General features: G+C 67.2%; 29 protein-coding genes. 17 read left to right on the top strand and 12 right to left on the bottom strand.

All coding sequences use genetic code 11. From position 1 onward, the window contains the following. Position 1: 1 nt before the first annotated feature. The gene (rpsT, locus tag ABW137_RS05540; protein ID WP_526397696.1) at positions 2–262 is read right to left on the bottom strand and encodes a 30S ribosomal protein S20; all 261 of its coding nucleotides are present in this window, start codon (positions 260–262) and stop codon (positions 2–4) included. A gap of 286 nt (positions 263–548) precedes the next feature. On the opposite strand from rpsT, the gene ABW137_RS05535 reads away from it, so the two are divergent. The 3 genes from ABW137_RS05535 to ABW137_RS05525 are packed head-to-tail and all read left to right on the top strand — an operon-like array spanning position 549 to position 3,961. Further along, complete coding sequence (locus ABW137_RS05535) at positions 549–2,144, top strand: circularly permuted type 2 ATP-grasp protein (RefSeq protein WP_526397816.1); 1,596 nt, start codon at positions 549–551, stop codon at positions 2,142–2,144. After that, a complete protein-coding gene (locus tag ABW137_RS05530; protein ID WP_526397694.1) occupies positions 2,144–3,121 on the top strand; it encodes an alpha-E domain-containing protein in 978 nt (325 codons plus the stop codon). Before ABW137_RS05535 ends, ABW137_RS05530 begins: the two co-directional genes overlap by 1 nt. Then, positions 3,122–3,961 (top strand): transglutaminase-like domain-containing protein, encoded by an 840-nt coding sequence (locus tag ABW137_RS05525; RefSeq protein WP_526397692.1) that lies wholly within the window; start codon positions 3,122–3,124, stop codon positions 3,959–3,961. It abuts the gene before it with no gap. Between the two features lie 18 nt (positions 3,962–3,979). On the opposite strand, the gene ABW137_RS05520 is transcribed toward ABW137_RS05525, so the two are convergent. Next, on the bottom strand, positions 3,980–4,987 hold the full coding sequence (locus ABW137_RS05520; protein ID WP_526397690.1) for an aldo/keto reductase: 1,008 nt from the start codon (positions 4,985–4,987) through the stop codon (positions 3,980–3,982). Between the two features lie 133 nt (positions 4,988–5,120). Between ABW137_RS05520 and ABW137_RS05515 the strand changes: the two genes are divergently transcribed. Continuing rightward, entirely contained in the window at positions 5,121–5,549 is a 429-nt protein-coding gene (locus ABW137_RS05515; RefSeq protein ID WP_526397688.1) for a CBS domain-containing protein, read from the top strand. A 52-nt stretch (positions 5,550–5,601) separates the two neighbouring features. Here ABW137_RS05515 and ABW137_RS05510 read toward each other — a convergent pair whose 3' ends face one another. Next, positions 5,602–6,204: a type II toxin-antitoxin system PemK/MazF family toxin gene (locus ABW137_RS05510; RefSeq protein WP_526397814.1), complete on the bottom strand. Its 603-nt coding sequence runs from the start codon at positions 6,202–6,204 to the stop codon at positions 5,602–5,604. 105 nt (positions 6,205–6,309) lie between these two features. On the opposite strand from ABW137_RS05510, the gene lepA reads away from it, so the two are divergent. The 9 genes from lepA (at position 6,310) to ABW137_RS05465 (ending at position 15,581) form a co-directional block, all read left to right on the top strand. Next, on the top strand, positions 6,310–8,157 hold the full coding sequence (lepA, locus tag ABW137_RS05505; protein ID WP_526397812.1) for a translation elongation factor 4: 1,848 nt from the start codon (positions 6,310–6,312) through the stop codon (positions 8,155–8,157). 4 nt (positions 8,158–8,161) lie between these two features. After that, the gene (locus ABW137_RS05500) at positions 8,162–8,884 is read left to right on the top strand and encodes a sensor domain-containing protein (RefSeq protein ID WP_526397686.1); all 723 of its coding nucleotides are present in this window, start codon (positions 8,162–8,164) and stop codon (positions 8,882–8,884) included. Next, positions 8,877–9,632: a sensor domain-containing protein gene (locus tag ABW137_RS05495; protein WP_526397684.1), complete on the top strand. Its 756-nt coding sequence runs from the start codon at positions 8,877–8,879 to the stop codon at positions 9,630–9,632. The genes ABW137_RS05500 and ABW137_RS05495 overlap by 8 nt, the downstream gene beginning before the upstream one ends. A 252-nt stretch (positions 9,633–9,884) precedes the next feature. Further along, complete coding sequence (locus tag ABW137_RS05490) at positions 9,885–10,901, top strand: methionine ABC transporter ATP-binding protein (protein ID WP_526397810.1); 1,017 nt, start codon at positions 9,885–9,887, stop codon at positions 10,899–10,901. Continuing rightward, positions 10,898–11,581 (top strand): methionine ABC transporter permease, encoded by a 684-nt coding sequence (locus tag ABW137_RS05485; protein WP_526397682.1) that lies wholly within the window; start codon positions 10,898–10,900, stop codon positions 11,579–11,581. The genes ABW137_RS05490 and ABW137_RS05485 overlap by 4 nt, the downstream gene beginning before the upstream one ends. Positions 11,582–11,603: 22 nt before the next feature. Beyond that, positions 11,604–12,497 (top strand): MetQ/NlpA family ABC transporter substrate-binding protein, encoded by an 894-nt coding sequence (locus ABW137_RS05480; RefSeq protein ID WP_526397680.1) that lies wholly within the window; start codon positions 11,604–11,606, stop codon positions 12,495–12,497. Further along, positions 12,494–13,915: an NtaA/DmoA family FMN-dependent monooxygenase gene (locus ABW137_RS05475; protein WP_526397678.1), complete on the top strand. Its 1,422-nt coding sequence runs from the start codon at positions 12,494–12,496 to the stop codon at positions 13,913–13,915. Before ABW137_RS05480 ends, ABW137_RS05475 begins: the two co-directional genes overlap by 4 nt. Positions 13,916–14,011: 96 nt before the next feature. Beyond that, on the top strand, positions 14,012–14,134 hold the full coding sequence (locus ABW137_RS05470; RefSeq protein ID WP_526397676.1) for a hypothetical protein: 123 nt from the start codon (positions 14,012–14,014) through the stop codon (positions 14,132–14,134). Next, positions 14,118–15,581, top strand: a complete 1,464-nt coding sequence (locus tag ABW137_RS05465) for an FAD/NAD(P)-binding protein (protein WP_526397674.1) — start codon at positions 14,118–14,120, stop codon at positions 15,579–15,581. The genes ABW137_RS05470 and ABW137_RS05465 overlap by 17 nt, the downstream gene beginning before the upstream one ends. Positions 15,582–15,590: 9 nt before the next feature. Here ABW137_RS05465 and ABW137_RS05460 read toward each other — a convergent pair whose 3' ends face one another. Beyond that, the gene (locus ABW137_RS05460; protein ID WP_526397672.1) at positions 15,591–16,076 is read right to left on the bottom strand and encodes an NADPH-dependent FMN reductase; all 486 of its coding nucleotides are present in this window, start codon (positions 16,074–16,076) and stop codon (positions 15,591–15,593) included. 3 nt (positions 16,077–16,079) lie between these two features. Then, entirely contained in the window at positions 16,080–17,324 is a 1,245-nt protein-coding gene (locus ABW137_RS05455; RefSeq protein WP_526397670.1) for an acyl-CoA dehydrogenase family protein, read from the bottom strand. 332 nt (positions 17,325–17,656) lie between these two features. Here ABW137_RS05455 and ABW137_RS05450 point away from each other — a divergent pair, with 332 nt between their 5' ends. Next, on the top strand, positions 17,657–17,731 hold the full coding sequence (locus ABW137_RS05450; protein ID WP_526397808.1) for a putative leader peptide: 75 nt from the start codon (positions 17,657–17,659) through the stop codon (positions 17,729–17,731). Between the two features lie 90 nt (positions 17,732–17,821). Next, positions 17,822–18,766, top strand: a complete 945-nt coding sequence (locus ABW137_RS05445) for a sulfite exporter TauE/SafE family protein (RefSeq protein ID WP_526397668.1) — start codon at positions 17,822–17,824, stop codon at positions 18,764–18,766. 15 nt (positions 18,767–18,781) lie between these two features. Here ABW137_RS05445 and ABW137_RS05440 read toward each other — a convergent pair whose 3' ends face one another. From ABW137_RS05440 to ABW137_RS05415, 6 genes are all read right to left on the bottom strand, one after another. Next, positions 18,782–19,540, bottom strand: a complete 759-nt coding sequence (locus ABW137_RS05440; protein WP_526397666.1) for an ABC transporter ATP-binding protein — start codon at positions 19,538–19,540, stop codon at positions 18,782–18,784. Then, a complete protein-coding gene (locus tag ABW137_RS05435) occupies positions 19,537–20,493 on the bottom strand; it encodes an ABC transporter substrate-binding protein (protein WP_526397664.1) in 957 nt (318 codons plus the stop codon). The genes ABW137_RS05440 and ABW137_RS05435 overlap by 4 nt, the downstream gene beginning before the upstream one ends. Positions 20,494–20,519: 26 nt before the next feature. Further along, positions 20,520–21,371 (bottom strand): ABC transporter permease, encoded by an 852-nt coding sequence (locus ABW137_RS05430; protein WP_526397662.1) that lies wholly within the window; start codon positions 21,369–21,371, stop codon positions 20,520–20,522. Beyond that, on the bottom strand, positions 21,368–22,186 hold the full coding sequence (locus ABW137_RS05425; protein ID WP_526397660.1) for a sulfurtransferase: 819 nt from the start codon (positions 22,184–22,186) through the stop codon (positions 21,368–21,370). Before ABW137_RS05425 ends, ABW137_RS05430 begins: the two co-directional genes overlap by 4 nt. Next, positions 22,183–23,550 (bottom strand): NtaA/DmoA family FMN-dependent monooxygenase, encoded by a 1,368-nt coding sequence (locus tag ABW137_RS05420; RefSeq protein WP_526397658.1) that lies wholly within the window; start codon positions 23,548–23,550, stop codon positions 22,183–22,185. The genes ABW137_RS05425 and ABW137_RS05420 overlap by 4 nt, the downstream gene beginning before the upstream one ends. Before the next feature lie 132 nt (positions 23,551–23,682). Continuing rightward, complete coding sequence (locus ABW137_RS05415) at positions 23,683–23,835, bottom strand: hypothetical protein (RefSeq protein WP_526397656.1); 153 nt, start codon at positions 23,833–23,835, stop codon at positions 23,683–23,685. 126 nt (positions 23,836–23,961) lie between these two features. Here ABW137_RS05415 and ABW137_RS05410 point away from each other — a divergent pair, with 126 nt between their 5' ends. Both ABW137_RS05410 and ABW137_RS05405 read left to right on the top strand, forming a co-directional pair. Beyond that, positions 23,962–24,570, top strand: coding sequence for a GntR family transcriptional regulator (locus ABW137_RS05410; RefSeq protein ID WP_526397654.1), 609 nt, complete (start codon positions 23,962–23,964; stop codon positions 24,568–24,570). A 65-nt stretch (positions 24,571–24,635) separates the two neighbouring features. Further along, positions 24,636–24,986 (top strand): WhiB family transcriptional regulator, encoded by a 351-nt coding sequence (locus tag ABW137_RS05405; RefSeq protein WP_526397652.1) that lies wholly within the window; start codon positions 24,636–24,638, stop codon positions 24,984–24,986. A 40-nt stretch (positions 24,987–25,026) separates the two neighbouring features. Here ABW137_RS05405 and ABW137_RS05400 read toward each other — a convergent pair whose 3' ends face one another. After that, a complete protein-coding gene (locus ABW137_RS05400; protein ID WP_526397806.1) occupies positions 25,027–26,211 on the bottom strand; it encodes an alpha/beta fold hydrolase in 1,185 nt (394 codons plus the stop codon). Positions 26,212–26,236: the final 25 nt, after the last annotated feature.

The raw sequence follows: 26,236 nt of genomic DNA, 5'->3' as shown, positions 1-26,236 counted from the left end.
CTCAGAGCTTGTTCAACGCGCTGGCGAGCGCGGACTTCTTGTTGGCGGCCTGATTCTTGTGGATGACGCCCTTGCTGGCGGCCTTGTCGAGCTTGCGGCTGGTCGAGACCAGGAGCTCCGATGCCTTGTCCTTCTCGCCTGCGTCGACGGCCTCGCGGAAGGCGCGGACAGCCGTGCGAAGGGCGGACTTCACCGACTGGTTGCGCAGTCGGGCGCGCTCGTTGGTGAGAATGCGCTTCTGCTGCGACTTGATGTTGGCCACGCGTAAGTTCCTTCGAGATGTCAGCTTGGGTTTGCATGAGTGTTCACGGGCGCCCGTCTGCGGGCAGCGAGGGTTCAGGTTACCAGCGGGGCGGGCAATTCCCCAAAGTGGTGGGGCTGGCCTGCCGAAACGAAGCGGTTGGGGCAGCATGTCAATGGTGAGCCTTCGAACCCTGCCCTCCGAAAACGGTCGATCCGCCCGAAAGACCGCATCCGCGCCCAAACGGCACAGCGGAGTGTTCGGCGGCTACAACAGCGTCGGAGACTACTCGAAGGCCTTCGACGAAATGTTCGACGCCCAGGGCAACGTGCGCGGCCCGTACAAGGGGATCTTTGCCGAACTGGCCCCTTCGGACGCCTCCGAACTCGCGGCGCGGTCCGAAGCACTCGGTCGGGCGTTCACCGATCAGGGCATCACGTTCTCGCTGTCCGGACAGGAGCGGCCGTTCCCGTTGGACCTGGTGCCCCGCGTCATCTCGGCCGCCGAATGGTCCCGGCTCGAGCGGGGCATCAAGCAACGCGTGAAGGCGCTGGAGATGTACCTCGACGACATCTACGGCGAGCAGGAGATCCTGCGCGACGGCGTGATCCCTCGCCGACTCATCACGTCGTGCGAGCACTTCCACCGCGAGGCCGCGGGCATCGTCCCGCCCAACGGCGTGCGCATTCACGTCGCGGGCATCGACCTGGTCCGCGACGGACAGGGCACGTTCCGTGTTCTCGAGGACAACCTGCGCTCACCGTCCGGGGTGTCCTACGTGATGGAGAACCGGCGGACGATGGCGCGGGTCTTCCCGAACCTGTTCGCCACCCATCGGGTGCGGGCGGTCGGCGACTACGCGTCGCACCTGCTGCGTGCCCTACGCAACGCGGCCGCCTCCAACGAGGCCGACCCGACGGTGGTCGTCCTGACTCCCGGCGTGTACAACTCGGCGTACTTCGAGCACTCCCTGCTTGCCAGGCAGATGGGCGTCGAACTGGTCGAGGGTCGCGACCTGTTCTGCCGCGACAACACCGTCTACATGCGGACCACCGAGGGTGAACGGCAGGTCGACGTCATCTACCGCCGCATCGACGACGAATTCCTCGACCCGATGCACTTCAAGCCGGATTCGGTGCTCGGCGTTGCGGGGATCGTGAACGCCGCCCGCGCGGGCAACGTGGTGATCTCCAGCGCCATCGGCAATGGGGTTGGCGACGACAAACTCGTCTACACCTACGTGCCGACCATCATCGAGTACTACCTCGGCGAGAAGCCGTCGCTGCTCAACGTCGACACGTTCCGGTGCTGGCTGGACGACGAGCGGGAGGAGGTGCTCGACAGGATCGACGAACTCGTCATCAAGCCCGTCGAGGGCTCGGGCGGTTACGGGATCGTGTTCGGCCCCGATGCCTCGGAGAAGGAACTCGCCGTCATCACCAAGAAGGTCCGCAGCGACCCGCGCGGCTGGATTGCCCAGCCCGTCGTGCAGTTGTCCACGGTCCCGACTCAAATCGAGGACAGCCTGGCGCCCCGCCACGTCGATCTTCGTCCGTTCTGCGTGAACGACGGCGACGACGTCTGGGTGCTGCCGGGTGGCCTCACCCGCGTCGCGCTGCCCGAGGGCTCGTTGGTGGTGAACTCCAGCCAGGGCGGAGGCTCAAAGGACACCTGGGTGTTGGCGTCGCGTTCGTCGGTGGCCGACCGTGAGCTCGCGGCAGCCGAGGTGGTGCGGGCCCTTCCCAAGGTCGCGAAGAACGGGAAGTCGGAGAAGGGCGACGGCTCTCCGCAACAGCAGCAGTCGACGGGTCTTCAGGACCAGCAGCAACAACAGCAGCAGACGATGGGCGGGCAGAGCCAGCAACAGCAACAACAGCAGCAGCAGGGCCGGGTGGTCGAATAATGTTGGCGCGCAACGCGGAATCGCTGTACTGGATTGGCCGCTACGTCGAGCGGGCCGACGACACCGCTCGGATCCTCGACGTCACCGTGCACCAGTTGCTCGAGGATTCGAGCGTCGACCCGGACCAGGCGTCGCGGACGCTGTTGAAGGTGCTCGGCATCGAACCGCCGAATACCGAACTCGACCTGTGGTCGCTGACCGACCTCGTCGCATTCAGCCGCGACACCCAGGGCGGTTGCTCCATCGTGGACTCGATCTCCGCTGCGCGCGAGAACGCCCGCGGCGCACGTGAAGTCACGTCGACCGAGATCTGGGAGTGCCTCAACACCACCTACAACGCGCTGCCCGAACGGGAACGAGCGGCCAAGCGACTCGGCCCGCACGAATTCCTGTCCTACATCGAGGGCCGCGCGGCGCAGTTCGCCGGGCTGGCCGACTCGACGCTGTCGCGTGACGACGGTTACCGGTTCATGGTGCTGGGCCGCGCGATCGAACGCGTCGACATGATCGTGCGACTGTTGCTCTCGCGGGTCGGGGACAGCGCGTCGTCGCCTGCCTGGGTCACGGTGCTGCGGTCAGCGGGCGCACACGACACCTACCTGCGCACCTACCGAGGCGTGCTGGACGCCGGGCGCGTCGTCGAGTTCATGATGCTGGACCGGCTGTTCCCGCGGTCGGTCATGTACTCGCTGCGACTCGCCGAGCACAGCCTCGACGAGCTGCATCACCGCAGGCTCAACCGCGTCGGTGCCACCGCGGAGGCGCAGCGCCTGCTCGGCCGCGCCCGCAGCGAGCTCGAGTTCCTGCGCCCGGGAGTGCTGCTGGAATCCCTCGAGGAAACCCTTGGTGGGCTGCAGAAGACCTGCGCCGACGTCGGAGAGGCGCTAGCCGTGGAGTACTTCTACTCGGCGCCATGGGTGGCGTGGACCGACGCGGGACGCAGCGGTTCGGTCGTCATCGAGGAAGGTGAGATCTAGATGTGGCGCATGCGGGTCATCCACGCCACCGGCTACGCCTACAAGTCGCCGGTCACCGCGTCGTTCAACGAAGCTCGACTCACTCCCAGGTCGGACACCCGGCAGAACGTGGTCCTCAATCGGGTCGAGACGGTGCCTGCCACCAGGTCCTACCGCTACGTCGACTACTGGGGGACGGCCGTCACCGCGTTCGACCTGCATGCGCCGCACGCCGAACTGGAGGTGACGGCGTCCTCCGTCGTCGAGACTGACAAGGATGAACTGCCGAAGGAGAAACTGGGGTGGGAGGACCTCGACACCGAGGCCGTGAAGGATCGCTTCGACGAGTACCTTGCGGTGTCGCACTACGCGCCGGGCAGTAGGCGCATGACGCGGGTCGGCCAGCGCATCGCGAAGTACCACGAACCCCAGCAGGCCATCATCGAGGCGGCGCAGTGGGTACACGGCGAACTCGCGTACGTGCCAGGCACCACCGGTGTGCACTCCTCGGGTCTCGACGCACTGCGGGAGGGCAAGGGCGTCTGCCAGGACTTCGCGCACTTGACGCTGATCCTGTTGCGCAGCATGGGAATTCCTGCCCGCTATGTGTCGGGATACCTGCATCCCAATGCCAAGGCCAAGGTCGGCGACACCATCGACGGCCAGAGCCACGCCTGGATCCAGGCCTGGACCGGTGGCTGGTGGAACTACGACCCCACCAACGACAAGGCGATCAACGAGCAGTACATCAGCGTCGGCGTCGGTCGCGACTACCACGACGTGACGCCACTCAAGGGCATCTACTCGGGCGAGGGGTCCACCGATCTGGACGTCGTCGTTGAGATCACCCGGCTGGCGTAGGGGCTGCGACTGCGGGGGCTATTCGCGCCCCGCCGACACCCAGGCGAGATCGCCGAAGCGGGGGCCCGACACTGCGTCCGCCGCGGTGTCCAGCGCCGCCAGCTGATCGTCGACGAGCGCGACGTCCAGGGAGGCGAGGTTCTCATCCACGCGGGCGGCCCGGCGGGTACCGGGGATCGGCACGGCGGACACCCCGAACTCGTCGGCGCGGTACCGCAGCCAGGCCAGGGCGACCTGCGCAGGGGTCGCCTCGCGCTGATCGGCGATGGCACGGATCACGTCGACCAGCGCGAGGTTGGTCGCCATGGCGTCGTCGGCGAACCGGGGCAGTTCGCGCCGGAAGTCCGCCGACGCGGTCAGATCGGCGGCCGACGTCACCGTTCCGGTCAAGAAGCCCTGGCCAAGCGGGGAGTAGGGGACGAACCCCACGCCGAGCTCGGCGGCCGCGGGCACCACGTTGCGCTCGACGTCCCGGCTCCAGATCGACCACTCACTCTGCACGGCGGCGATGGGATGAACGGCGACGGCGGCCCGCAACTCGTCGGCGGTCACCTCGGACAATCCGAGGTGCCTGACCTTGCCCGCCGCGACCAGTTCGGCCATCGCGCCGACCGTCTCCTCGATCGGCACCGAGAGGTCTCTTCGGTGCATGTAGTAGAGGTCGACGACGTCGGTCTGCAGCCGCTGCAGGCTCTCGTCGATGCATTGGCGCACGTAGGCCGCGTCACCGCGGATGCCCGGCGGGCCCGACGTGGGATCGGAGGGGTTGCCGGTGATGCCGAACTTGGTCGCCAGGGTCACCTCGTCGCGCCGGTCGACCAGAAGCTTGGCGATGAGTCGCTCGTTGGCGCCGCCCCCGTAGACGTCGGCGGTGTCGATGAACGTGGCGCCGACGTCGACGGCGTGATGCAGGGTCGCGAGGGATTCGGTGTCATCGACCTCGCCGTACACGGGGGTCAGAGCCATCGCGCCGAACCCGACGGCGCTGACCGTCAGCTCGTCTCCGAGTATCGCGATTTCGATCATGTTCGTCCCCTCGTGTCGGTCCATCCGCCGGTCGCTGCAACCGACCTCGGCACGAATGTGTTCCGCGTGTGGGCTTTCACCGCCGTATGATCGGTCCTAGCCTAATGTGATCCACGTCACCTAGGAGGCGCCCATGAGGATCGCAGACGTGTTGAGGAACAAGGGTGCCGGTGTGTTGACGGTCGCGCCCCAGACGCTGGTCAGCGACCTTCTCGCCGGTTTGGTCACCCGCAACGTCGGAGCGATGGTGGTCCTCGGACCCGACGGGCTGGTCGGCATCGTCTCGGAGCGGGACGTCGTGCGCATGTTGCACGAGCACGGCGCCGCCGCCCTGGGCCGCCCGGTCGCCGAGATCATGACCAGCAATGTGATCACCTGCACGCCGGAGGACTCGGTCGACAGCCTCAGCGGGCTGATGACCACGCATCGGGTGCGTCACGTTCCGGTCGTCGAGAACGGCAGGCTGGCCGGCATCGTCAGCATCGGCGACGTGGTGAAGACGCGGATGGAGGCGTTGCAAGCCGAGCGTGAACAGCTCGAGGCCTACATCACGCAGGGCTGACCTGCCGCGCGCCCACCTGGACTGGAGCAATCCCAGACAGGGTGCCGTACTACTAACGCCAGGAGTATCCGGTCCGCAGCCGCGCCGCGACCACCTCGAAGGTCTCGCGGTCCAGGATCGCGCCCTCGCGGCGGATGCCCTCCTCGGGGACGTCGAGCACCCGGTCGAGGCGTACCCAACTCGCGCGGCCCTCGTAGTCCCAGCTGCCGGTGCCGATGCCGACCCAGTCGCGGTCGGCGCCGTGACGTTCTTGGCTCGACAGCATCAGACCGAGAAGGGTGGTGTCGTCCCTGCCGACCACCAGCACCGGGCGGTCCTTGCCCTTCGAGGCGTCCTCTTCGTAGACCACCCAGGTCCAGACGATTTCGCCTGGATCGGCCTTCCCGTCCAGGTCCGGCGAGTACTGGATCGTCCGAGCCCGCTGCGCGGTCGGGACACTGCCCTTCGTGACGGGGCGGCCCACGGTGATGGCGGGCTGCGTCTCCGTCATCGTGCCGGTGAGCGCGGTGATGCCCGCGTCGGTGATCATCTTGATGCCCTGACCGATGGTGCGCGGCACGCCATCTGGTTTCTGCAACTGGCGGATGACCTTCGGTGCTCCGTTGAACACCAGGTTCTCCGCGAACCGCTGAAACGTCTTTCCGAGCGACGCCATGGGATCGAGCATAGGCACGATTGTGTCGTCACGACGGTTGGTCGATACGCTGGTGGCGCTTCGCGAACACGGGCCGATACACGTCCGGGCCCCACCGACCAGGAGATTCCCATCAGCAGCTTCGCCGACAAGACGTTCACTGCGCCGGCGCAGATTCGGAACTTCTGCATCATCGCGCACATCGATCACGGCAAGTCGACGCTGGCCGACCGGATGCTGGGGATCACCGGGGTCGTCGCGGACCGGGACATGCGGGCGCAGTACCTCGACCGGATGGACATCGAGCGCGAGCGTGGCATCACCATCAAGGCGCAGAACGTGCGGCTGCCGTGGGAAGTCAACGGCGAAGAGTTCGTGCTGCACCTCATCGACACGCCCGGTCACGTCGACTTCACCTACGAGGTGTCGCGCGCGCTGGAGGCCTGCGAGGGCGCCGTCCTTCTGGTCGACGCCGCCCAGGGCATCGAAGCGCAGACGCTGGCCAACCTGTATCTGGCGCTCGATCGCGACCTGACGATCATCCCCGTCCTCAACAAGATCGACCTGCCTGCCGCCGACCCGGACCGCTACGCGGGGGAGATCGCCCACATCATCGGTTGCGAGCCCGACGACGTGCTGCGCGTGTCCGGCAAGACCGGGGTGGGTGTCCGCGAGCTGCTCGACGCGGTGGTCCGGCTGGTCCCCGCCCCGGTGGGCGACGCAGAGGCCCCCGCCAGGGCGATGATCTTCGACTCCGTCTACGACATCTACCGCGGCGTGGTCACCTACGTCCGCGTGGTGGACGGCAAGCTCAACCCGCGCGAGAAGATCAAGATGATGTCGACCGGCACGACACACGAACTGCTGGAGGTCGGCATCGTCTCGCCCGAGCCGAAGGCCACCGACGGCCTCGGTGTCGGCGAGGTGGGCTATCTCATCACCGGCGTGAAGGACGTTCGTCAGTCCAAGGTCGGAGACACGGTGACCTCGGCTCGCAACGGGGCCACCCAGGCGCTGACCGGATACCGCGAGCCCAAACCGATGGTGTACTCGGGGCTCTACCCGGTCGACGGCTCGGACTACCCGAACCTGCGTGACGCGCTGGAGCGGCTGCAGCTCAACGATGCGGCCCTGACCTGGGAGCCCGAGACGTCGGTGGCGCTCGGCTTTGGTTTCCGGTGCGGCTTCCTCGGCCTACTGCACATGGAGATCACCCGCGAGCGGCTGGAACGCGAGTTCGACCTCGATCTGATCTCCACCGCGCCCAACGTGGTCTACCGCGTGGTCAAGGACGACGGCACCGAAATCGTCGTGACCAACCCCTCGGATTGGCAAGAAGGCAAGGTGCGAGCCGTCTTCGAGCCCATCGTCAAGACGACGGTGATCGCGCCGAGCGAGTTCATCGGCACCATCATGGAGCTGTGCCAGTCGCGTCGCGGCGAGCTCGGCGGCATGGACTACCTGTCGCCGGAACGAGTCGAGCTGCGCTACACGATGCCGTTGGGTGAGATCATCTTCGACTTCTTCGACTCGCTGAAGTCGCGCACCCGCGGCTACGCCAGTCTCGACTACGAGGAGGCGGGCGAGCAGGAGGCCGACCTGGTGAAGGTCGACATTCTGCTGCAGGGCGAGGCGGTGGACGCGTTCAGCGCGATCGTGCACAAGGACTCGGCCGCGGCCTACGGAAACAAGATGACCACCAAGCTCAAGGAGCTCATCCCGCGCCAGCAGTTCGAGGTGCCGATCCAGGCCGCGATCGGGTCGAGAATCATTGCGCGCGAAAATATCCGGGCGATCCGCAAGGACGTGCTGAGCAAGTGCTACGGCGGTGACATCACCCGTAAGCGCAAGCTGCTCGAGAAGCAGAAGGAAGGCAAGAAGCGGATGAAGACCATCGGCCGCGTCGAGGTCCCGCAGGAAGCCTTCGTCGCGGCGCTGTCCGCCGACGCCGCCAGCGACAAACCGAAGAAGTAACCGCGTGCGTTGGCTGGCAGGGGCCGCCTCGATCCTCCTGCTCGCCAGCTGCGCGCACACCGTCGATGGCGCCGCTGGTCCGGCTGCGACGGCGGTGACCGTCCTGCCCACCGAGGAGGAGATCACGTCCGCGGTAGGAAATTCGTTGAGCACCTTCGGGTTCCAGCCCTTCGTCGGTGGCGCGGAGATCCTCCCCGATGGCTACCGCACGGAGGCCGATGCGTCTCCGATCGATTGCGTCGGTGTCACGGACACCGCGCCGCGGATCGTCTACGAGCCACTCGGACTCGTCGAGGCGGCCCGGCAGAGTTACTTCAACTGGGACGAGGGGGTCGACACGTCCGGTGCCGACGCGGCCGTGCTGCGGTTGCCGACGGCAGATGCCGCGGCGAGCGCGTTCGACGCGTTCGTGCGGCAGTGGCAGCAGTGCGGAGGGACCACGGTCGTGAAGCACCTCGGGGTGACCGGGAACACCGGAGCCGATTCGACGGTCGATGCCACGGTGAGTGAAGTGGCGGTGATCGGGCCGATGCTGTCGGCGACGGTTCGGACGCGCCCGAGTTCGGATGCACCCAAGGCGAGATACGAACGCGTTCTCGGTGTCCGGGACGACACCATCGTCGAGGTGTCGCTGGCCCTCACCCCGCAGGGTGAGCGAGCGTTGACGCCGCGCGGACAGGCGGCGCGCGTCGCACAGGTCATGCTGGACGAGGTGGGTCGTGGCTGACGGGGCGGGACGCCTGGTCGGTCACAATGGCCGGGTGAGGTCGGTCGGCGGGTTCCTCCGCGGGTGCGCCGCGGCCACGGCCGTCCTGGCCGTGGTTGCGTCCGCGGGATGCGCGGGCACCGTCACCGGAAGCGCGGTCCGGGACGACAACGCCGCCCCCACCGACGTGCCGCCGCTGACCGAGTCCCAGCTCGACGGTGTGCTGCTCGACATCGCGCAGCTGAACGCGATCGTCGGCGCCACGCGACTCGAGGTCGTCATCGCCAGCGACGAGATGTCCACCAATTCCGACGTCGTGTCGGACCCGGACTGCCTTGGGTCGATCTTCGGGGCCGAGGAACTGGTGTACCGATCCAGCGGGTGGATCGCGATGCGTGATCAGGTCGCGCACGAGCCGGGCCCCGACAACGCGCACTGGGTGGAGCAGAGCGTGGTGCTGTATCCGTCGAATGCGCAAGCCAGGGACTTCGTCGGCGGCTCGACGAGCACCTGGCGCGACTGCAGTGGCTTCTCCGTGGCGGTCAACGACGGGTCGAACAGTTCGATCTGGCTCATCGGCGACGTGAGCGTCGACGATGACATGGTCACTCAGGTGGTGGTCCAGGAGGACTCGGACGGCTGGGAGTGCCAGCACGCCCTGACGTCGGTGTCGAACCTGTCGATCGAGACGTTGGCGTGCGCGTTCGGCATCCACGACGAGGCCGTCACGATCGCGCAGAATCTGGTGGCCAGCGCCGCGAATCAGTAAGGACACGCGGCTTGCAACCACGATGATTCCAACCGCAGACATCGGCTCGATCTTTCGGTGTGATCGATCGAAATCGATGTCCAGCAACGGCTTTGGCTCGTAGTGTCCTGGCAGTCACCGGCCAGTCCGGTGGCTGCGGCACGTTTTCGTGGTGGGTTTTGTTCGATCCGAGACCTAGGGTTGCCCTTCGGTCCGCCGCCGGTGTCGCTGGCGAGTGCCTCCATGACGAGTCGGGCGAGAACGGATGCTGCGTTGATCGAGATCGAGAACCTGACGAAGAGGTTCGGCGACCGCACGGTCCTGGACGACATCTCGCTGTCCGTACCCAACGGCGAGATCCTGGCCGTCGTCGGACCCAGCGGCGCTGGCAAGACGACGCTCTCGCGGTGCGTGAGCTTCCTCGAGCGGCCGACCAGCGGCACCGTCCGGGTCGACGGCAAGGACTTCACCAGGCTGGAGGGCTCCGAACTGCTCACGGCGCGGCGCAGCGTCGGCGTCATCTTCCAGACCGCGCCCTTGCTGCGGCGCCGGACGGTGGCCCAGAACGTGGCGCTGCCACTGGAATACCTCGGCGCCACCGATGCGTCCATCGACAAGCGCGTCACCCAGCTACTGGACAGGGTCGGTCTCGGCGACCGAAGGGACTACCTGCCCTCCCAGCTCTCGGGTGGCCAGAAGCAGCGCGTGGGGATCGCAAGGGCGTTGGCCCTCGGCCCGTCGTATCTACTGTCCGACGAGGCCACCGCGGGCCTGGATCCGACCACCACCAAGGCGATCCTCGATCTCCTCGGGCATCTGCGCGACGAGTTCGGCCTCGCCATCATCCTCATCACCCACGAGATGGAGGTCGTCCGCGAGATCGCCGACTCGGTGGCCCGCATCGATGGCGGCCGCATCATCGAGAGCGGTGCCGTCGACGACGTCATCCTCGATCCGACGTCCTCGCTTGCACGCGAGCTGCTACCCGACCGGCCGAGCGTGCCGTTCCGCGGATCCGGTGAGGTCTGGGAGGTTTCGTACGCGTCGCGGGACGTGCCGTTGGACTGGCTCACGTCCATCCACACCGTTCCTGGCATCTCGGGGGCCCAGGTGAGTGTGCTCAGCGCCAGCGTCGAGGCGATCCGCGGCGTTGCCGTCGGCCGGGCGTTGCTCGCGATCTCGCCAGGCGCGCCAGAAGGCTTCCAGGCCTACCTCGCCGACCGCGGGCTCCACGTCACCGCGGTCGACCGCGCGTCCGCCGAGGCGAAGTCCGCGGAGACGGCCGCATGATCCTCGCCGCCCAAGAGGACTTCAGCACGCCATGGGCCAACGTTCCCGATCTGCTCCTGCCCGCCTACGGCGAGACGTGGTTGATGGTCGGCGTCACCATGGCCCTGGTCCTGCTCATCGGTACCCCGGTGGGCATCACCCTGCACAACACCTCCGACTTCGGGCTCTTCCCGAACCCCAAGGTGTTTCGCGTGCTGAACACGATCGTCAACATCGGCCGGTCGCTGCCGTTCCTCATCCTGATGACCGCGATCATCCCGGTGACGCGGTTCTTGGTCGGGACCACCATCGGCATCTCGGCAGCGATCGTCCCGATGACCGTCGGCGGGGTGCCGTTCTTCGCGCGACTGGTGCAGAACGCCCTCCGTGACGTCCGCGCCGACGTCACCGACATGGGCCAGGTCTCCGGAGGCAATCACGTTCAGCTGATCCGAACCGTCCAGCTGTCCGAGGCGCTGCCGGCTCTCGCGGGTGCGTTGACCGTCAACGTCATCGCGATGATCGAATATTCGGCCATCGCGGGCTCGATCGGCGCAGGCGGCGTCGGCAATCTAGCGATCACCTACGGCTACAACCGATTCGACCACAACATCATGATCGCCACGGTCATCACGCTGATCCTCACCGTTCAGGTCGTCCAGTTCGCAGGCGACCGCCTCGTCAAATCCCTCACCCGCTAAACCCACTCGCGCAAGGAATACCGTGACCAATCTGACAAGTTCAGCCGCCGACGAGATCGAGATCAAGAAGAAGAACCGCCTGCCGTGGATCATCGGCGCCGTCGTGCTCGTCGTCGCCATCGTCGGCGGCATCGTCTATGCCAAGTTCGCCAACGAGGACAAGCCCTTCGGGCCCAACCTCAAGGTCGCGACGTGGAGCACCGACATCGCCGCGGAGAACCTGCTGAAGTTCATCACCGACGAGGTGGCTCCCAGTCACGGCATCACGATCGAACCGGTGAAGATCGACAACCTCATCGAGATCAACCGCGCCGTCGACGCGGGCACCGTCGCAGGCAACTTCTTTGAGCACCAGCCGTTCCTGAACGACGCCATCGCCGCCAACGGGTTCAAGCTGACGCTTGCCGCGCCGACGTTCACCTGGGATCAGGCCACGTACTCCGACAAGTACCGCAGCTGGGACCAGGTGCCGAACGGTGCCAAGATCGCCCTGCGCGACGACCCCGCGGGCCAGGCGATCGCGTTGCTCGATCTCGCGTACGACAAGCAGATCACCCTCAAGCCGGGCAAGGACACCCTTGAAGGCCTGCCGCAGCTGGCCGACATCGAGTCCAATCCCAAGGACTACCAGTTCGTTCAGGTGCCGATCGGCCAGTTGGCGCGCAGCCTCGCCGACGTCGACGCCATCGTCGTGCACATCTCCGACGTCTACGCCGCGGGACTCACCGAGCAGCAGATCATCGCGCGTGAGCCCGCCCCCAAGGGCAGCGAGGGTGGCCTGGTCGTCAGCGACAAGCACCTCGACGATCCCAACGTTCAGAAGCTGATCGCGACGTTCAAGGATCCGAAGATCGCCGAGTTCCTGCAGACCACCGACAACGAGTTGATCCGCAACACGCTCGGCCCGATCGGATGAGCAACACCCCACCCAAGAGGCCGCTGTACTACTCGGCGTTCGTGATGAACACCGCGTCCCATGTGCTGCACGGACTCTGGCGTGCGCCCGAGGCGCGCAACCACCAGTTCAACTCGCTTCGGCATTGGACGTCGGTGGCGGCGGAGGTGGACAAGGCAGGCTACGACCTGATCTTCTTCGCCGACGTATTCGGGTTGCGCGCGCCGTGGAACGGCAACTGGCGCAAGGCCGTCGAGGGTGGCATCCAGATTCCGGTCAACGACCCGTCCGTCCTCGCCTCCGCGCTCGCCGCGGCGACCGAGAACCTCGGGATCGTCTTCACCAGCTCGATCGTGCAGGACCACCCGTTCAACTTCGCCCGCCGGATGTCGTCGTTGGACCACTACACCGACGGCCGGCTCGGGTGGAACATCGTCACCAGCTTCAACGAGAACGTGTTTCGCAGCTTCGGCCACGAAGGCACGCTCAACCACGACGAGCGCTACCAGTGGGCCTACGAGTACGTCGACGTCGCCTACAAACTGTGGGAGGGGTCGTGGGACGACGACGGCCTGGTGCAGGACAAGGAGGCGGGCATCCATGCCGACCCGTCGAAGATCCACAAGATCAACCACGTCGGGGACCGCTACAGCGTCGAGGGTCCGCACTTCGTTGCGCCGTCGCCGCAGCGGACTCCCGTGCTGTTCCAGGCGGGTTCGTCCCCTGCGGGACAACTGTTCTCGGCGCGCAACGCCGAGGGCGTCTACATCAGCAGTCCGACGCCGACCGATGCCCACAAGCTGACCGCCGAGACGCGCGCCCTTGCCGCGCAGAACGGGCGCAACCCCGAGGACATCACGTTCGCCCAGGGGCTCTCCTTCGTGATCGGCGAGACGCACCGTGATGCGGTGCGCCGCAACGACGAGCTCAAGCGATACCTCGACCTGGAAGGCATCGCGCTGCACGCCCTCGGCGACGCGGGGATCGACGCGGGGAGCCTGCCGCTGGACACCCCGATCAGTCAGCTCGGGGAGTTCACCGGGGTGAAGAGCTTCATCCGCTGGGCGTCCGAGGTGTCCGGCAACGACGATCCGACGATCCGCGACATGGCGTGGGTGATGGAGGGCGCGAATCGAGTGGTTGGCACCGCCGACGAGATCGCGGACCGCCTCGAGGAATGGCGGGAGGCGGGTGTGGACGGCATCAACGTCTATCACGCGACGGTTCCCGGCTCGTTCCGTGAGGTCGCGGACCGACTCTTCCCGACGCTACGGGAGCGGGGCCTGATCTCGACCGACAAGTCGGGAACGTTGCGGCACAAGCTACTTGGCCGTGGCGACCGGCTGCCGGATCGGCACCCCGCGGCTTCCTACCGTGGTGCATTCGGCGACAACGACCTGCTCAACGGGGTCGAGGAGGCCGTCGGCGCGCTCAGCTGAGCTACTTTAGGTCCGGGCCGATCGAAAGTGGTCGAGCCGGGTGCCGATCGGGTAAGAGTGAGAAACGAGCCATCGGCGAACCGCAGGGAGCCCTCCATGACCACACCGTCCATCAGCCCTACCGAGCTTCTCGACCGCCTGAACTCCCAGGCGCCCGCCGACGACGGCGCGCGCCACCTCGTCTCGCGACCGGGCGACGGCGATGCCGTCGAGGGCTAGCCCGGCGCGAACGCGGGGCGCTCGACCCGAACGCGTCGTCGTCGTCGGCGGCGGTTTCAGCGGCGCGCTGTGCGCGGTCAACGTCGCGCGGCTCAGCGATCACCCGCTGCACATCGTCGTGGTCGACCACGGGGGATCGGTCGGCCGGGGCGTCGCGTACGGCCTGCGGCGGCCCGAGTACCTGCTGAACGTCGCGGCGCGCAACATGTCCGCCTTCCCGGACGAACCGGACCACTTCCTGCACTGGTTGCAGACGCGTTCGGAGTTCGAGCGCACGCCAGAAGTCGAACTACGCGAGCGCTTCGTGGCCCGCCAGATCTACGGCGACTACCTCCGGTCGATCGTGCAGCACCACCTGCAGAGTCCCGGCGATCCGACGCTTGCCTCATCGGACTTCGTCGTCGGCGACGCGGTCGACGTCGAACCGTCCGACGGCCAATGCGTGGTGCGCCTGGCGGACGGGTCGGCGCTGCGGGCCGACCGCGTGGTGCTGGCCACCGGCAACGAACCGCCCGCGCCCCTGCCCGGTGCCGAAGAGCTTGCCGCGCACCGTGGTTGGGTCGGCAACCCGTGGGAGCGCTGGGAACACCGCCTGCCTGGACAGGATGGCGGTATCGCCATCCTCGGGACGGGTCTGTCGGCGGTCGATGCCATCATCACCCTGCGCGACGTCGGATGGCTGGGGCGAATCCACGCGATCTCCCGTCACGGCTGGTTTCCGCACGCGCACTTCCGCGGCATCGAGTACCCGGACTTTCCGCCACCCGACGTCGATCTGGCGGCGTTGGCACTCGACGAGTTGCTGGTGCTCATCAAGGAGCACTGCGCGATCCTCCACGAGCGCAACGCCAACCCGGCGATCATCGTCGACAAGCTGCGCCCGCACACGCAGCGCATCTGGAGTGGCTTCAGTCATGACGAGCGTCTGACGTTCGCCAAGGAGCATGCCGCTCGCTGGAACGTGTTCCGGCACCGGATCGCACCGGACATCCATTCCCAGCTCACCAGCTCACAGCTCACCGGACAGTTGCAGGTGCATGCCAACGGCATCGTGAAGTTGGAGGCGGTGTCCGACGACCGCATCCTGGTCCACGTCGAGGACGGTGAGCCGCTGGCCGCCGATCTGGTGATCAATGCGACCGGGCCGTCGACGAGGTTCACCGCGACGCGATCGACCTTGCTGCAGAACCTGCTTCGCCGCGGACTCATCGCTCCCGACGACACCGACATGGGGGTCCGCGTGGACTCCGATCACACGGTGCTGACTGGCGGGGGCGACCGGTCACCCTGGCTGCTGGCCATCGGCCCGATCCTGCGTGGCACCTACTGGGAGACCATTGCCGTGCCGGAGTTGCGCGTGCAGGCGCGACGGGTGGCCGAGACCCTCCTCGGTGCCGCGCACGTGCCAGAGGAGCTAGGTCAGCTACAGCTCGAGTACATGATCTGAGCCGTCCTCCTAGCGGGCGGCTCCCGGCACATGGCGACGGGCCACCTCGAGCCAGGCGTCGAGCTCCGGCGACGTCTCGTAATTGGAGTCGAGTAGGTACAGCGATGGCGCAGGCACACTCGCGCCAATCTCGACGAGCACGGGTCGCAACGTCAGTTCGGGTGCCAACGCGTGCGCCAGCGACCCACCGAGCATGAGCGGGAAGGTGGGAATCTGCCCGAGTTCGCCCGCCCCGAACTGGTCGAGGAACAGCTTCAACAGCCCCGTGTAGGTGGCCTTGTAGGTGGGCGAGGCGACCACCAGCAGGTCGGCGGACTTGACGGTTTCCTTGGCCTCCGCCACCTTTGGATCGCCCCAGCCCAGTAGGCCCGCGCCGAGGTCGACCACATCGATCACGTGCGTGGGCGCAGTGCCGGTCAGCTTGGTCGCGACGAGTTCTGCGGCCGCTCGGGTTCGGGAATTCGGCTTGGGATTGCCTACCACTACGACGCTCATCGGTCAGAAGTACCCGTTCTGCGGAAGAGGTGATCCGTTGACCAACAACGAACCGACGGCAGTCGCCTTCAGGAAGGTCGGGTTGTGGGTCGACACGGTCCGGATGTTGCGCCAGTGCCGGTCGTGACCGTAGCGCAGCTGCGTGGCGGAGGCGCCTCCGACGTCGAGGAGCCGGGCCGCGGCGGCATACGAGAAGCGGTCGACGGCGATCTTGGCCTGCGCCGCCGCGAGCGACGCCGCCCTGGCCGCGTCGGGGTCGAACTCGCCGTCGACCTCGCTGTCGGAGGCCGCCTGCAGCGCCTGCGCCGCGGTGAGCACGATTGCCCTTGCGGCGAAGGCGTCGGCGGCGATCTCGCCGACGACTTGAAGCACCTGTGGATCGTCGGAGGGGAGTGGCTGGCTGGCGTGGCTGAAGTTCCGCTCTCGTCTGCGGGTCAGCGCCACCGCGTCGGACTGGATCGCGGCCAGCACTCCAGCGGTGAGGGCCTGCAGGTAGAGCTGGTAGAAGGCGCCGAAGTAGGTGGGGCTGGCCTCGACGTCGCGGGCGTGGCCCCGCTGCGTCTCGTCGGCGCGGACGGCCACGTCGTCGAAGCGGGTGGTTCCGGTGCCGGTGAGGCGCTGACCGAAGCCGTCCCAGTCGTCGACGACCGTGACCCCGGCCCGGTCGACGGGAACGATGACGCTGTAGGTGGCCCCTTCCTGGTCGACTGCCTGCACGTTCACCCAGGTGGAGAACAGCGTCCCCGTGGAGTAGAACTTGACTCCGTCGAGGCGGAATCCCCCCGAACCGTCCGGGGTCAGGACGGTGTTCAGCTGGGTGGTGCCCGCCTTCCGTCCGACGGCAATGTCGTTCTGCTCGCTGACCGCGTTGCCGAAGAGGTTGCCGTCGGCCACCAGGCTCAACCATCTCCGGCTGGCCGTACGGTCCGGATTGTGCAGCTGCTCTTCGACGAAGCCGAAGTGGGACCGAAGGATGTGTGCGACGTTCGAGTCGGCCGCGGCGAGATCGATGACCAAGCCGAACAATTCGGGCAGGCTAGCGCCAGCACCGCCGTCCTTGGCGGGCAGCCTGAGGCGTCCGATTCCGGCGTCACGCAACCAACCGATCTGCTCGTGCGGAAGAACGCGGTCCCGCTCGCGTTGAGCTGCACCCTTGGCGATCTGGTCGAAGCCCTCGGTGATCTGGTCGAAAATCTGGCTGAGCGTTGACGATTCGGGCGTGGCGGACTCGCGGATCACGCTCGTCACGAAGCACCGGGAAGGTTGAGGGGTGGCACGACGCCCGAGGCTAGTTGCCGGTCACTGGGCGGCCGATGGTTTGGGCCAGCATGATTCTTTCGGGGGCCTGCCCCGCCCAGGCCGACGCGCAGGGACGGCGCGTCGAATCGTCCGTTGGGTTGACCCACTGAATCCGACTGTGTCGCAGGTGATGTCGCAGGTGATGTCGTGGCGTGTCGGCTACGCCCGACGCGACCGAGGCCGAATCGAACCGGGGGCGCCTGCCGGGTGAGCCGCTCCGACGGGGGGTGCTGGCGAGCGGCTCGGTTGTGATGCTGTGGAGTTCCTGGTAATTGTGAGTCATGACGATGCGCCACGCACTGGTCACGCGCCGTGCCGTCGACCTGCTCCGCGTCGCCTCGGCTCTTTGTCGCTGAGCCCCGCGTCCCTCTCGTCCTACGTCCGCCTTCTCATCTGCTGGGCGCCTGCGCGCGCGATCCTGACAACCCACCATCTGGAGCAGTTCCATGAAGACCATCGTTCTGATTGCCATCGTCGGCTTCGCCGCGCAACTCGTGGACGGCAGCCTCGGCATGGCCTACGGGGTGACGACGACGACCCTGCTGTTGGCGATCGGCACCAATCCCGCGGCAGCGTCGGCGACCGTTCACCTCGCCGAGATCGGCACGACTTTGATCTCCGGTGTGTCGCACTGGAAGTTCGGCAACGTCGACTGGGGTGTGGTCCGCAAGATCGCGATCCCCGGTGCGATCGGAGCGTTCCTCGGCGCCACGATCCTGTCCAATCTCTCGACCGAGGCGGCGGCGCCCGTCATGGCGGCCATCCTGCTGGTGTTGGGTCTGTACATCCTGGTGCGCTTCACGTTCCAGGGCATCCCCCGCCACAACCTGGGCAAGCCGCTGCGCAAGCGCTTCCTGGCACCGCTGGGATTCGTGGCAGGCTTCGTCGACGCCACCGGTGGCGGTGGCTGGGGTCCGGTGGGCACCCCGGCGATTCTGGCCAGTGGGCGCATCGAGCCGCGCAAGGTGATCGGGTCGATCGACACCAGCGAGTTCGTCATCGCGATCGCCGCGAGCCTGGGCTTTCTGGTCGCACTCGGCTCCCAGGGCGTCAACTTCGCGTGGGTGCTCGCCATCCTGGCGGGCGGCGTGCTCGCGGCGCCGCTGGCCGCCTGGCTGGTCCGGCACATCCCGCCGCGGCTGCTGGGCGCTTCCGTCGGCGGCATCATCGTGCTGACCAACACCCGCAGTCTTCTGCGCAGCGACCTCGTCGAGGTGGGCCCGCAGGTGCAGAACATCGTCTACGGCGTAATCGTGATCGCATGGGCCGGCGCATTCGCCTACTCATTGCGGGAGTACCTCAGGGATCGCGAGCACGAGTCGTCGGACTACGTCTCCGCCATCGCGGAGACCGCGTCGGCGAACGAGGGTGACGCGAAGGTGGCCAGCTGAGCGGCCCATTGGTCGTTACGCGACGCCGAGGGTGTCGGACACGGCGTCGTAGAGGTCGTGGTATTCGGGGGTGAACCGCAGTTCGCGCGGATCGCGGGGCCGGTCCAGCGACACGGTGAACTCCTCGAGGATCCGGCCAGGGCCCGGGGTCATCACCACGACCCGGTCCGCCAGCAGCAGGGCCTCGTCGACGTCGTGAGTCACGAACAGCACCGTCGTGCGCAGCTGTTCCCAGAGACGCAGGAAGTCTGCGCCGATCTCCCGACGGGTCAGCGCATCCAGCGGTCCGAACGGCTCGTCCATGAGGAACACGGTGGGGTCCGACGCCAGCGTCCGCGCCAACGCGACACGCTTGCGCATGCCGCCGGACAGCTGGCTCGGCGGGTACTCGGCGAACTCGCTCAGTCCGACCCGCTTGAGCAGTGCGGTGACGCGCTCGTCCTGCTCGCCGCGGGGTCGGCCCGCCACCTGCAACGGCAGTCGGACGTTGTCGTGGACGGTCCGCCACGGCAGCAGGGCGTCGTTCTGGAACAGCATCCCCACCCCAAGGGGCGGGTCCTCGACGACGCGGCCGTCGATGCGGACCTCCCCGCCGGTGGGCCGCACCAGTCCGGCGGCGGTCTTCAGCAGCGTCGACTTTCCGCAACCGCTCGGCCCCACCAGGGCGACGAACTGTCCAGAGGCCACCGAGAGATGAACGTCGTCGAGAGCCAGCCGCCGACCACTGCGGGTGCGGTAGGCCAGGCTGACGCCGTCGAAGTCGACGGCGGTCACGGTGCACTCAGCAGACTGAAGTCGAAGGCCTCGGAAAAGGGCGGTGCGGCACCGGGTTCGACCTGACCGACCTGTTCCAGTAGTGCGATGGTGTCGTCGTAGACGGCGGCGTCAAGGACGAGGCCCCTGGGTGCCTGTTCCAACGTCGTCTTCAAGACCTGGTCCAGGGTGTCCTGGCTCAGCCCCGGGGCTTGCTTCTTGGCGGCGTCCAGGCTGGCGGCGAAGTCGGTGCCACCGCGCTCCTGGGTGGCCCGGACACCCTTGACGAAGGCCGCGAGGGTGTCACGGTGCTCTTGCGCCCAGGATTCCTTGGCGATCACCGCCAGTGCGACATAACGGAATTCGGGCTTCCACACGACGCGGAAGTTGCCGGACTGCACCATTGTCGTCAGCAGCGGGTCGCTGACCATGCCCGCGGCCGCACCACCCTTCTCGATGGTCGCCTGCATGGTCGCACCGGTACCACTGCCGACCACACGGAGCCCCTTGTAGTCGACACCGGACTCGGCGGCGGCGCGCTGGAGTTCGGTGTCCGACAGGCTGCCGGGGGCGGTCACCGCGACGGACTTGCCCGCCAGGTCCGCCACCCCCTGGATTCCGGATGACGATGCCGTCACCAGGGAATAGGGGGGCACCTGGCTGGTCACGGCATAGCCCTTGACGTCCAGATCCTTGATCCGGTTGCGGATGATGTGCTCGCCGGCTCCGACGAATGCGTCGATGCTTCCACCGCTGAGAGCCTGCACGGCATCCGATCCGCTGTCGAAGCACACCTGCTCGGCGGTCGTGCCACCGAGTTGGCCTTCGTCGATGGCAAGCGTTGCCAAACTGAGCCCACCGCAAACGATTCCGACCTTGATGGTGTCGGCCTGGGAACCACCCGAGCAACCGGTGGCGGTGAGCACGGTGACCGCCAACGCGCCCGCGATGGACTTCACGATGTTTCTTGGCATGATTCTCCTGACGATGTGTCGGTGGGTCAGCGGGGTATTACCCGGCGTTCCAGGGCTTTCAAGAGTTGGTCGAGGGCGATGGCGACGACCGTGATGACCGCCAGCCCGGCGAACACGCCGGTGACGTCGAGCAGATTCGACGAGTACTTGATGTAGTAGCCGAGTCCCTCACTGGCAGCGATCAACTCGGCGATCACGGCGCCGATCAACGCGATGCCGATCGACAGGCGCAGCCCGGTGATCAGCCACGGCACCAGCGACGGCAGGACGATCCAGCGCAGTGTCTGAGCGCGGTTGGCCCGCAGTGAGCGGGCCACGTCGACGAGGTCGCGGTCGATCTGCTGGACACCCTGATAGACGTTGTAGAAGACGACGAAGAGCACCATCGTCACCACCATGGTCACCTTGGACAGCAGACCCACCCCGAACCAAATGATGAACAGGGGAGCCAGCACCACGCGCGGGAGGCTGTACAGCGCCATCATGTAGGGCAGCAGCCATCCGCCGAGCAACACCGACGAGCCCAGCGCGATACCGAGGACGGCCCCGAGTGGTACGCCGATCGCCATGCCGAGTCCGACTTCGACGAGGGTCTGAGTGAGATGCGGCCACAGCTCGCCGCTGCGCACCAGGTCGACCAGCCGCTCCGCGATGGCCAGCGGGGAGGACACGTAGAACGACCTGACGAATCGATCCGACGACAGCTGCCACGCCCCGACGACGAGGACGGCGATCGCGATCCGGCCCCCGACGACGACGAGTCTGCGGCGCAGGGCGTCCCTGCGGTCCTGGGCGGAGAGCTCCTCGGATGTCGCGCCGTCCCGGTCGGGCACGGCAGCCGCGCGGGGGCGCAACGCCCGACTGAGTGGTCGACTCACGTGACACCGCCGACGTCGATCGAGTCCTTCGCAACCGGGCGGGCGGGATCGGCACTCCACGCCGAGAAGGAGCCGACGTACAACGGTGCGGCGATGCCCAGATGGGCCAGTGCGGCGACCGCGTGCGCGGCCGCGACCCCGCCCCCGCAGTAGAGGCCTGGCACGTTCGACCCACCGTCGTCGACGCCATAGATGGCGCGCAGGGTGTCGTCATCCCGCAGAGTGCCGTCGGCACCGACCGTGGCGCCAGAGCCGACGTGGCGAGCGCCGGGGATGTGGCCCTCGCGGAAGGCGTCGGCGGTCCGGGCGTCGACGAGGCGCCCTTCGGCCGCCAGTGCCGCCGACCCGTCGGCGTCGAGTTGGGAGAGATGGCCCCCGGTGACGGTGACGTCGCCCTCGGGGACGTCCGTCGCGAGCGGCCCCGTCGGATGGCCGGCGGCCAGCCATGCGGGCAGGCCACCGTCGAGGATGCCGACGTCGGGAATGCCTGCCCAGCGCAACACCCACCACGCCCGCGCGGCGACGAAGCTGCCGTCGTAGTCGTAGACGATCACGGACGTGCCGTGGCTGATGCCCCAACGACGCAGTGCGGCCTGCAGGGCGCCGACGTCGGGCAGTGGGCGCTTGCCATCGGTGGCCGGGGCATCCGGGCGGGAAAGGTCCTCGGTCAGGTACGCCACCACGGCGTCGGGCAGGTGCCGCGCGGGTCCGTCCTCGTTCGGTTCGCGTCGAACTTCGATGAACCGCACGGCAGTTGGCTCGGCTCGCAGGCGAGCGGCCACGTCGTCGGCGCCGACGAATACGGGGCGGGTCATGACGGCACCGCCGCCGACGTCGGGGTGACGAATTGGCTTGCCGGCCGCGTCAGGCCGAGGTGATCGCGCAGCGTCGTTCCGGTGTACTCGCGACGGTGGAGACCGCGGCGCTGCAGCTCGGGGACGACGAGATCGACGAATCGCTCGATGTTGTAGGGCACCCGGGGTGGGAAGATCATGAATCCGTCGGCGGCGCCGGTGGTGAACCACTCTTCGAGGGTGTCCGCGACTCGTGTCGGCGAGCCGACGACCTCCTTGAACATGCCGCCTCTGACCACCGCCGCGGTGACCTCGGCCAGGGTCAGATCGTCGTGGCCGTAGAGGTCGGCCGCAGCGGAGACCACGGCACGCGCGCCGGGTGACGACGCGGTGAGGTCGACGACGTCACCGAGGCGGGCGTCGTCGGGATGGCCGGACAGGTCGACGCCCACCGCCTCCGATAGCTTGGCCCGCCCCGCGGGGCCGGTCTGCAGTAGGTGCTGCAGAGTCGAATATTGTTCGCGCGCTGCGGCATCGGTGTCCTCCACGTAGACGGCCACCCCGGGGACGATGAGCTGCTCGGCCGACGTCCGCCCGTATCGGGGGAGACGTGACTTCAGGTCGTCGTAGTAGGCGCGGGCTCCCTCCAGGCCGAGGGTGGAGGAGTTGGTGAACCGTAGGTCGGAGTATCGCGCCCCCAGTTCGCGTGAGCGCTCCGAGGCGCCCGCGTTGATGATCGGCAGCCGGCCTTGCACGGGTCGCTCGATGTTCAGCGGACCGTCGACGGAGAAGAACTCGCCCTTGAAGTCGATCGCGTGCACGCGGTCGGGGTCGACGAACCGCCCGGTGTCGGCATCCGCGATACGTGCGTCGTCTTCCCAACTGTCCCAAAGCATTTGCAGTACCTGGATGTATTCGGCGGCCCAGTCGTAACGTCGGTCGTTGTCCCAGTGCTGGTCTCGCCCGAAGTTGCGAGCTGCCTCGACGTTCTTGCCGGTGACGATGTTGAGGCCGACGCGTCCGCCGCTGAGGTGATCGATGGTGGCGGTGGCCCGGGCGACGTTGTAGGGATCGGAGTAGGTGGTGTTGACGGTGGTGATCAGTCCGATCCGCGTCGTGACAGCGGCGATGTGCGAGGCCAAGGTGAGTGCCTCGGGTCGCAGCACCTCGTTGGGGTTGGCGAACTGCGATCCGGTGAGGCCGACAAGTCGGTCACCTATGAAGAAGAAGTCGAACACGCCGCGCTCCGCCGTCTGCGCGGCCTGCCGCAGCAGTTGGGGATTGGAGTTGCCATCGCTGTGGGAGCCTGCCAAGCGCCAAGCGGCGGGATGGAAACCGGTCGGCCAGATCGTCAGGCCGAGATGCATGCGGCGGTCATCAACCATGGGAGAGTTCACCTTTCGCCCAAAATTGGGCAGTCATCAATACGCGCTTGGATAGCTACCGCAGGCGCGAGAGGGTGCCAGCGGTTTGCACGTGGGGAGGGTGCGGCCGCCTAGAACGGCTGGCGCTGCGGGTCAGCGACGACAGAGACAGCTGTTGACGAGCAGCAGGTCGACATAGCGCCTGCGAACCAGATGGGAGGCGTCGGCGAAGACCCGCCGCGGACATCGCGAGGCGCCGAGGCGAGAACCGCTCGAGAGAGCGGCCTGCTGCAGCCATCGCTTCACGTACGCAAGCGTATACGCTAGATTCGAGCAGCGTCAACCGAGCGGCGCGGGCGAAAGGGGTTGCGAGATCGCATGAGCAGCAATGTATTCACCGGTACGTCCCGAGCTGACGCACACTATCTGCGGGTGAAACAGGATCTGCTCGACGGTCGATTCGAGCCCGGCACGGTGCTGCTGGAGACCACCCTCGGCCAGCTGTACGGGGTGTCCCGAACGCCCATGCGCGACGCGTTGGCACGGTTGGCCCACGACCGCTTGATCGATCGCAACGAGCGCGGCTACGTGGTGCGTGAGCGCTCGGCCGAGGAGATCGAGGCGATCTACGAAGCGCGCATCCCCCTGGAATCGACGGCCGCGGCGCTGGCCGCCGAGCGGCGCGGCCCGATCGACGTCGATCGGCTCGACCACCTGCTCGTGTTGCGCCGCGACGAGCGGGATCACACTGTTCATCCGCGCCTGAATGCCGATTTCCACGTGGCCCTGCGCGACGCCGCCCGCAGTGCCGTGATCGCGTCGTCACTCGGTCGGCTCGACGACATGCTCACCGAATACCGCCCGGACCGCTCGCCATCGGCGAACACCGAGCGAGGTCTGCACGAGCACGAGGACATCATGGCGGCGATCAGGGATGGCGACGCTGCCCGCGCCCGCGACTCGATGACCAGCCATCTCGCGCGCATGCGGGATCAACGCATCGCCGCCCACGTCCGCAGGACCACCGGCCGTCAGCGCTGATTTCGCTGCCGACGGCACACCGGATTCGTCGTACGATCAGCCAGATTCAAAGTCTTCACCAGGAGATGTTGTCGCCCTACGTTGTTCGCGTAGCACGTCGCCAGCGGTGCGATACGGGAATGGGTGATGCGAGCGTGGATACGGCCAACTGGGCTCCGAGTGCCTCCGAGTGGCGGCTGCGCGCCCGCTGTCGAGGCCTGCCCCCTGACACGTTCTATCCACCCGACAAGGAGAGGCGCAGCGCCCGCAGGGAGCGGGAGTTGCGCGCGAAGAAGATCTGCCTGACCTGCCCGGTAGTTGAGCAGTGTCGACGTCACGCGCTCGACACGCAGGAGCCACACGGCGTCTGGGGGGCGACAACGCCACTGGAGCGTGAGCGGTGGGCCAACGAAGTTCACACAGCCGCTGGAGCGTGACGGGTCAGCGGGCCCGCGCGGACGTCGCGGGCACCGGCGACTATCCGGAGAAGCGCTCGTCGAGCCAGTCCGACATCGCGGCCCCCGCGAGCGTCGCCGCAGGCGGATCACCCTCGCGCAGGGGGGCACCGAAGTGCGTGCCCGGCACGCGCACATGGCTGTTGTCGTCGCCGGCGAAGGCATCGACGATCGCCGCCGCGTCGGCGGGAAAGCAAGCTTGATCACCGGTGAGTTCCACCAAAAGAGTGGGAACCGCGACCCCGCGGGCACACCGCACCAGTCCCGCGCGGCTGGAGATGGCCGACCACGTTGACAGCCACGCCTCCGGCGTGGTGTTGCGGCCGAACCCGACGATGCCGTAATTGGTCAGGTCGGGTCGACGGCCGAACAGCGAACCGTATGGGCGCTCGTTGGGATCCAGCGTGAGGTCGACCCCGCGGAGATCGGCATCGGTGCGATGCACGGTGATCACCCCGGTGGCCAGCGCTTCGCGCCGGTGCTTCGCGTCGCCGGTCTCCTTGAACTTCATTGCCGCCTCGCGCGAGCGACGAAGGCGCTGTCGTGCCACGGCGTCGATGCGTTCGACGCGCCGGTACTGCGCCGCCCGGTAGGCGTCGATGAACTCGGGCGGGTAGCTGGACGGCTCGGGAGGTGGCCGGAACCCGTTGTCACTGTCATACGGGTTCAACGACTCCACCATGGACAGTGGGTCCAGTTCGTCGGCCACCGACGGGTCGATCATCCGGAGAAGCAGCTGGCCTTGCCCCGGATGCGGCGCCATCAGCACTAGGCCGTCGGGTACCGGCATCACGGCCTCGGAAAGAGGAATCTTCTTGCCGCCCGGAGTGTCGGAGATGCGTTGCGCTGCAGGAAGATCGGCCTGCTCGATGTAGTAGGCGGCCAGTGCACCACCGCCGGAGTGCCCCACGGAGACCACCCGGTCGAATCCGCGCTCGCGGAGGAAGGCGTGTCCCGCGGCCATGTCCAGGAGGGCTTGCTCGTGTAGCAGGGTGAGGTCGTTCAACCCGCCGCGGGTGTTCTGAGTCCACACGGCGAAACCACGGGAGAGCAGCTCTGGCACCAGTACGTGGTGCGAGAAGTCCTGCCTGGGATGCATCAGCACCGCCACGGTGGTCGCACCGGGTACCACCCGCAGCAGTCCGTTGACGGATGCGCCATCCGCGGTCTGCAGCGTGTGGGCGGAGATCGCCGTGGCGGCGGGCATCGACGCAGGCTCGACGTAGCGGTCC

Origin of the sequence: Mycobacterium sp., assembly GCF_040509115.1 — a bacterium.
GTDB lineage: Bacteria > Actinomycetota > Actinomycetes > Mycobacteriales > Mycobacteriaceae > Mycobacterium.
Note: the sequence above shows the minus strand (reverse complement) of the source record. Positions and strands in the feature narration are given on the sequence as shown.

Bases quoted from the DNA above. Each gene is read 5' to 3' on its own strand.
- ABW137_RS05515 (WP_526397688.1), top strand. From the start codon at position 5,121: ATGAGGATCGCAGACGTGTTGAGGAACAAGGGTGCCGGTGTGTTGACG.
- ABW137_RS05535 (WP_526397816.1), top strand. From the start codon at position 549: ATGTTCGACGCCCAGGGCAACGTGCGCGGCCCGTACAAGGGGATCTTT.
- ABW137_RS05465 (WP_526397674.1), top strand. From the start codon at position 14,118: ATGCCGTCGAGGGCTAGCCCGGCGCGAACGCGGGGCGCTCGACCCGAA.
- ABW137_RS05525 (WP_526397692.1), top strand. From the start codon at position 3,122: ATGTGGCGCATGCGGGTCATCCACGCCACCGGCTACGCCTACAAGTCG.
- ABW137_RS05510 (WP_526397814.1), bottom strand. From the start codon at position 6,204: ATGGCGTCGCTCGGAAAGACGTTTCAGCGGTTCGCGGAGAACCTGGTG.
- ABW137_RS05435 (WP_526397664.1), bottom strand. From the start codon at position 20,493: ATGCCAAGAAACATCGTGAAGTCCATCGCGGGCGCGTTGGCGGTCACC.
- ABW137_RS05475 (WP_526397678.1), top strand. From the start codon at position 12,494: ATGAGCAACACCCCACCCAAGAGGCCGCTGTACTACTCGGCGTTCGTG.
- ABW137_RS05520 (WP_526397690.1), bottom strand. From the start codon at position 4,987: ATGATCGAAATCGCGATACTCGGAGACGAGCTGACGGTCAGCGCCGTC.
- ABW137_RS05530 (WP_526397694.1), top strand. From the start codon at position 2,144: ATGTTGGCGCGCAACGCGGAATCGCTGTACTGGATTGGCCGCTACGTC.
- ABW137_RS05405 (WP_526397652.1), top strand. From the start codon at position 24,636: ATGTTGTCGCCCTACGTTGTTCGCGTAGCACGTCGCCAGCGGTGCGAT.
- ABW137_RS05470 (WP_526397676.1), top strand. From the start codon at position 14,012: ATGACCACACCGTCCATCAGCCCTACCGAGCTTCTCGACCGCCTGAAC.
- ABW137_RS05485 (WP_526397682.1), top strand. From the start codon at position 10,898: ATGATCCTCGCCGCCCAAGAGGACTTCAGCACGCCATGGGCCAACGTT.
- ABW137_RS05400 (WP_526397806.1), bottom strand. From the start codon at position 26,211: ATGCCCGCCGCCACGGCGATCTCCGCCCACACGCTGCAGACCGCGGAT.
- ABW137_RS05425 (WP_526397660.1), bottom strand. From the start codon at position 22,186: ATGACCCGCCCCGTATTCGTCGGCGCCGACGACGTGGCCGCTCGCCTG.
- ABW137_RS05460 (WP_526397672.1), bottom strand. From the start codon at position 16,076: ATGAGCGTCGTAGTGGTAGGCAATCCCAAGCCGAATTCCCGAACCCGA.
- ABW137_RS05420 (WP_526397658.1), bottom strand. From the start codon at position 23,550: ATGGTTGATGACCGCCGCATGCATCTCGGCCTGACGATCTGGCCGACC.
- ABW137_RS05445 (WP_526397668.1), top strand. From the start codon at position 17,822: ATGAAGACCATCGTTCTGATTGCCATCGTCGGCTTCGCCGCGCAACTC.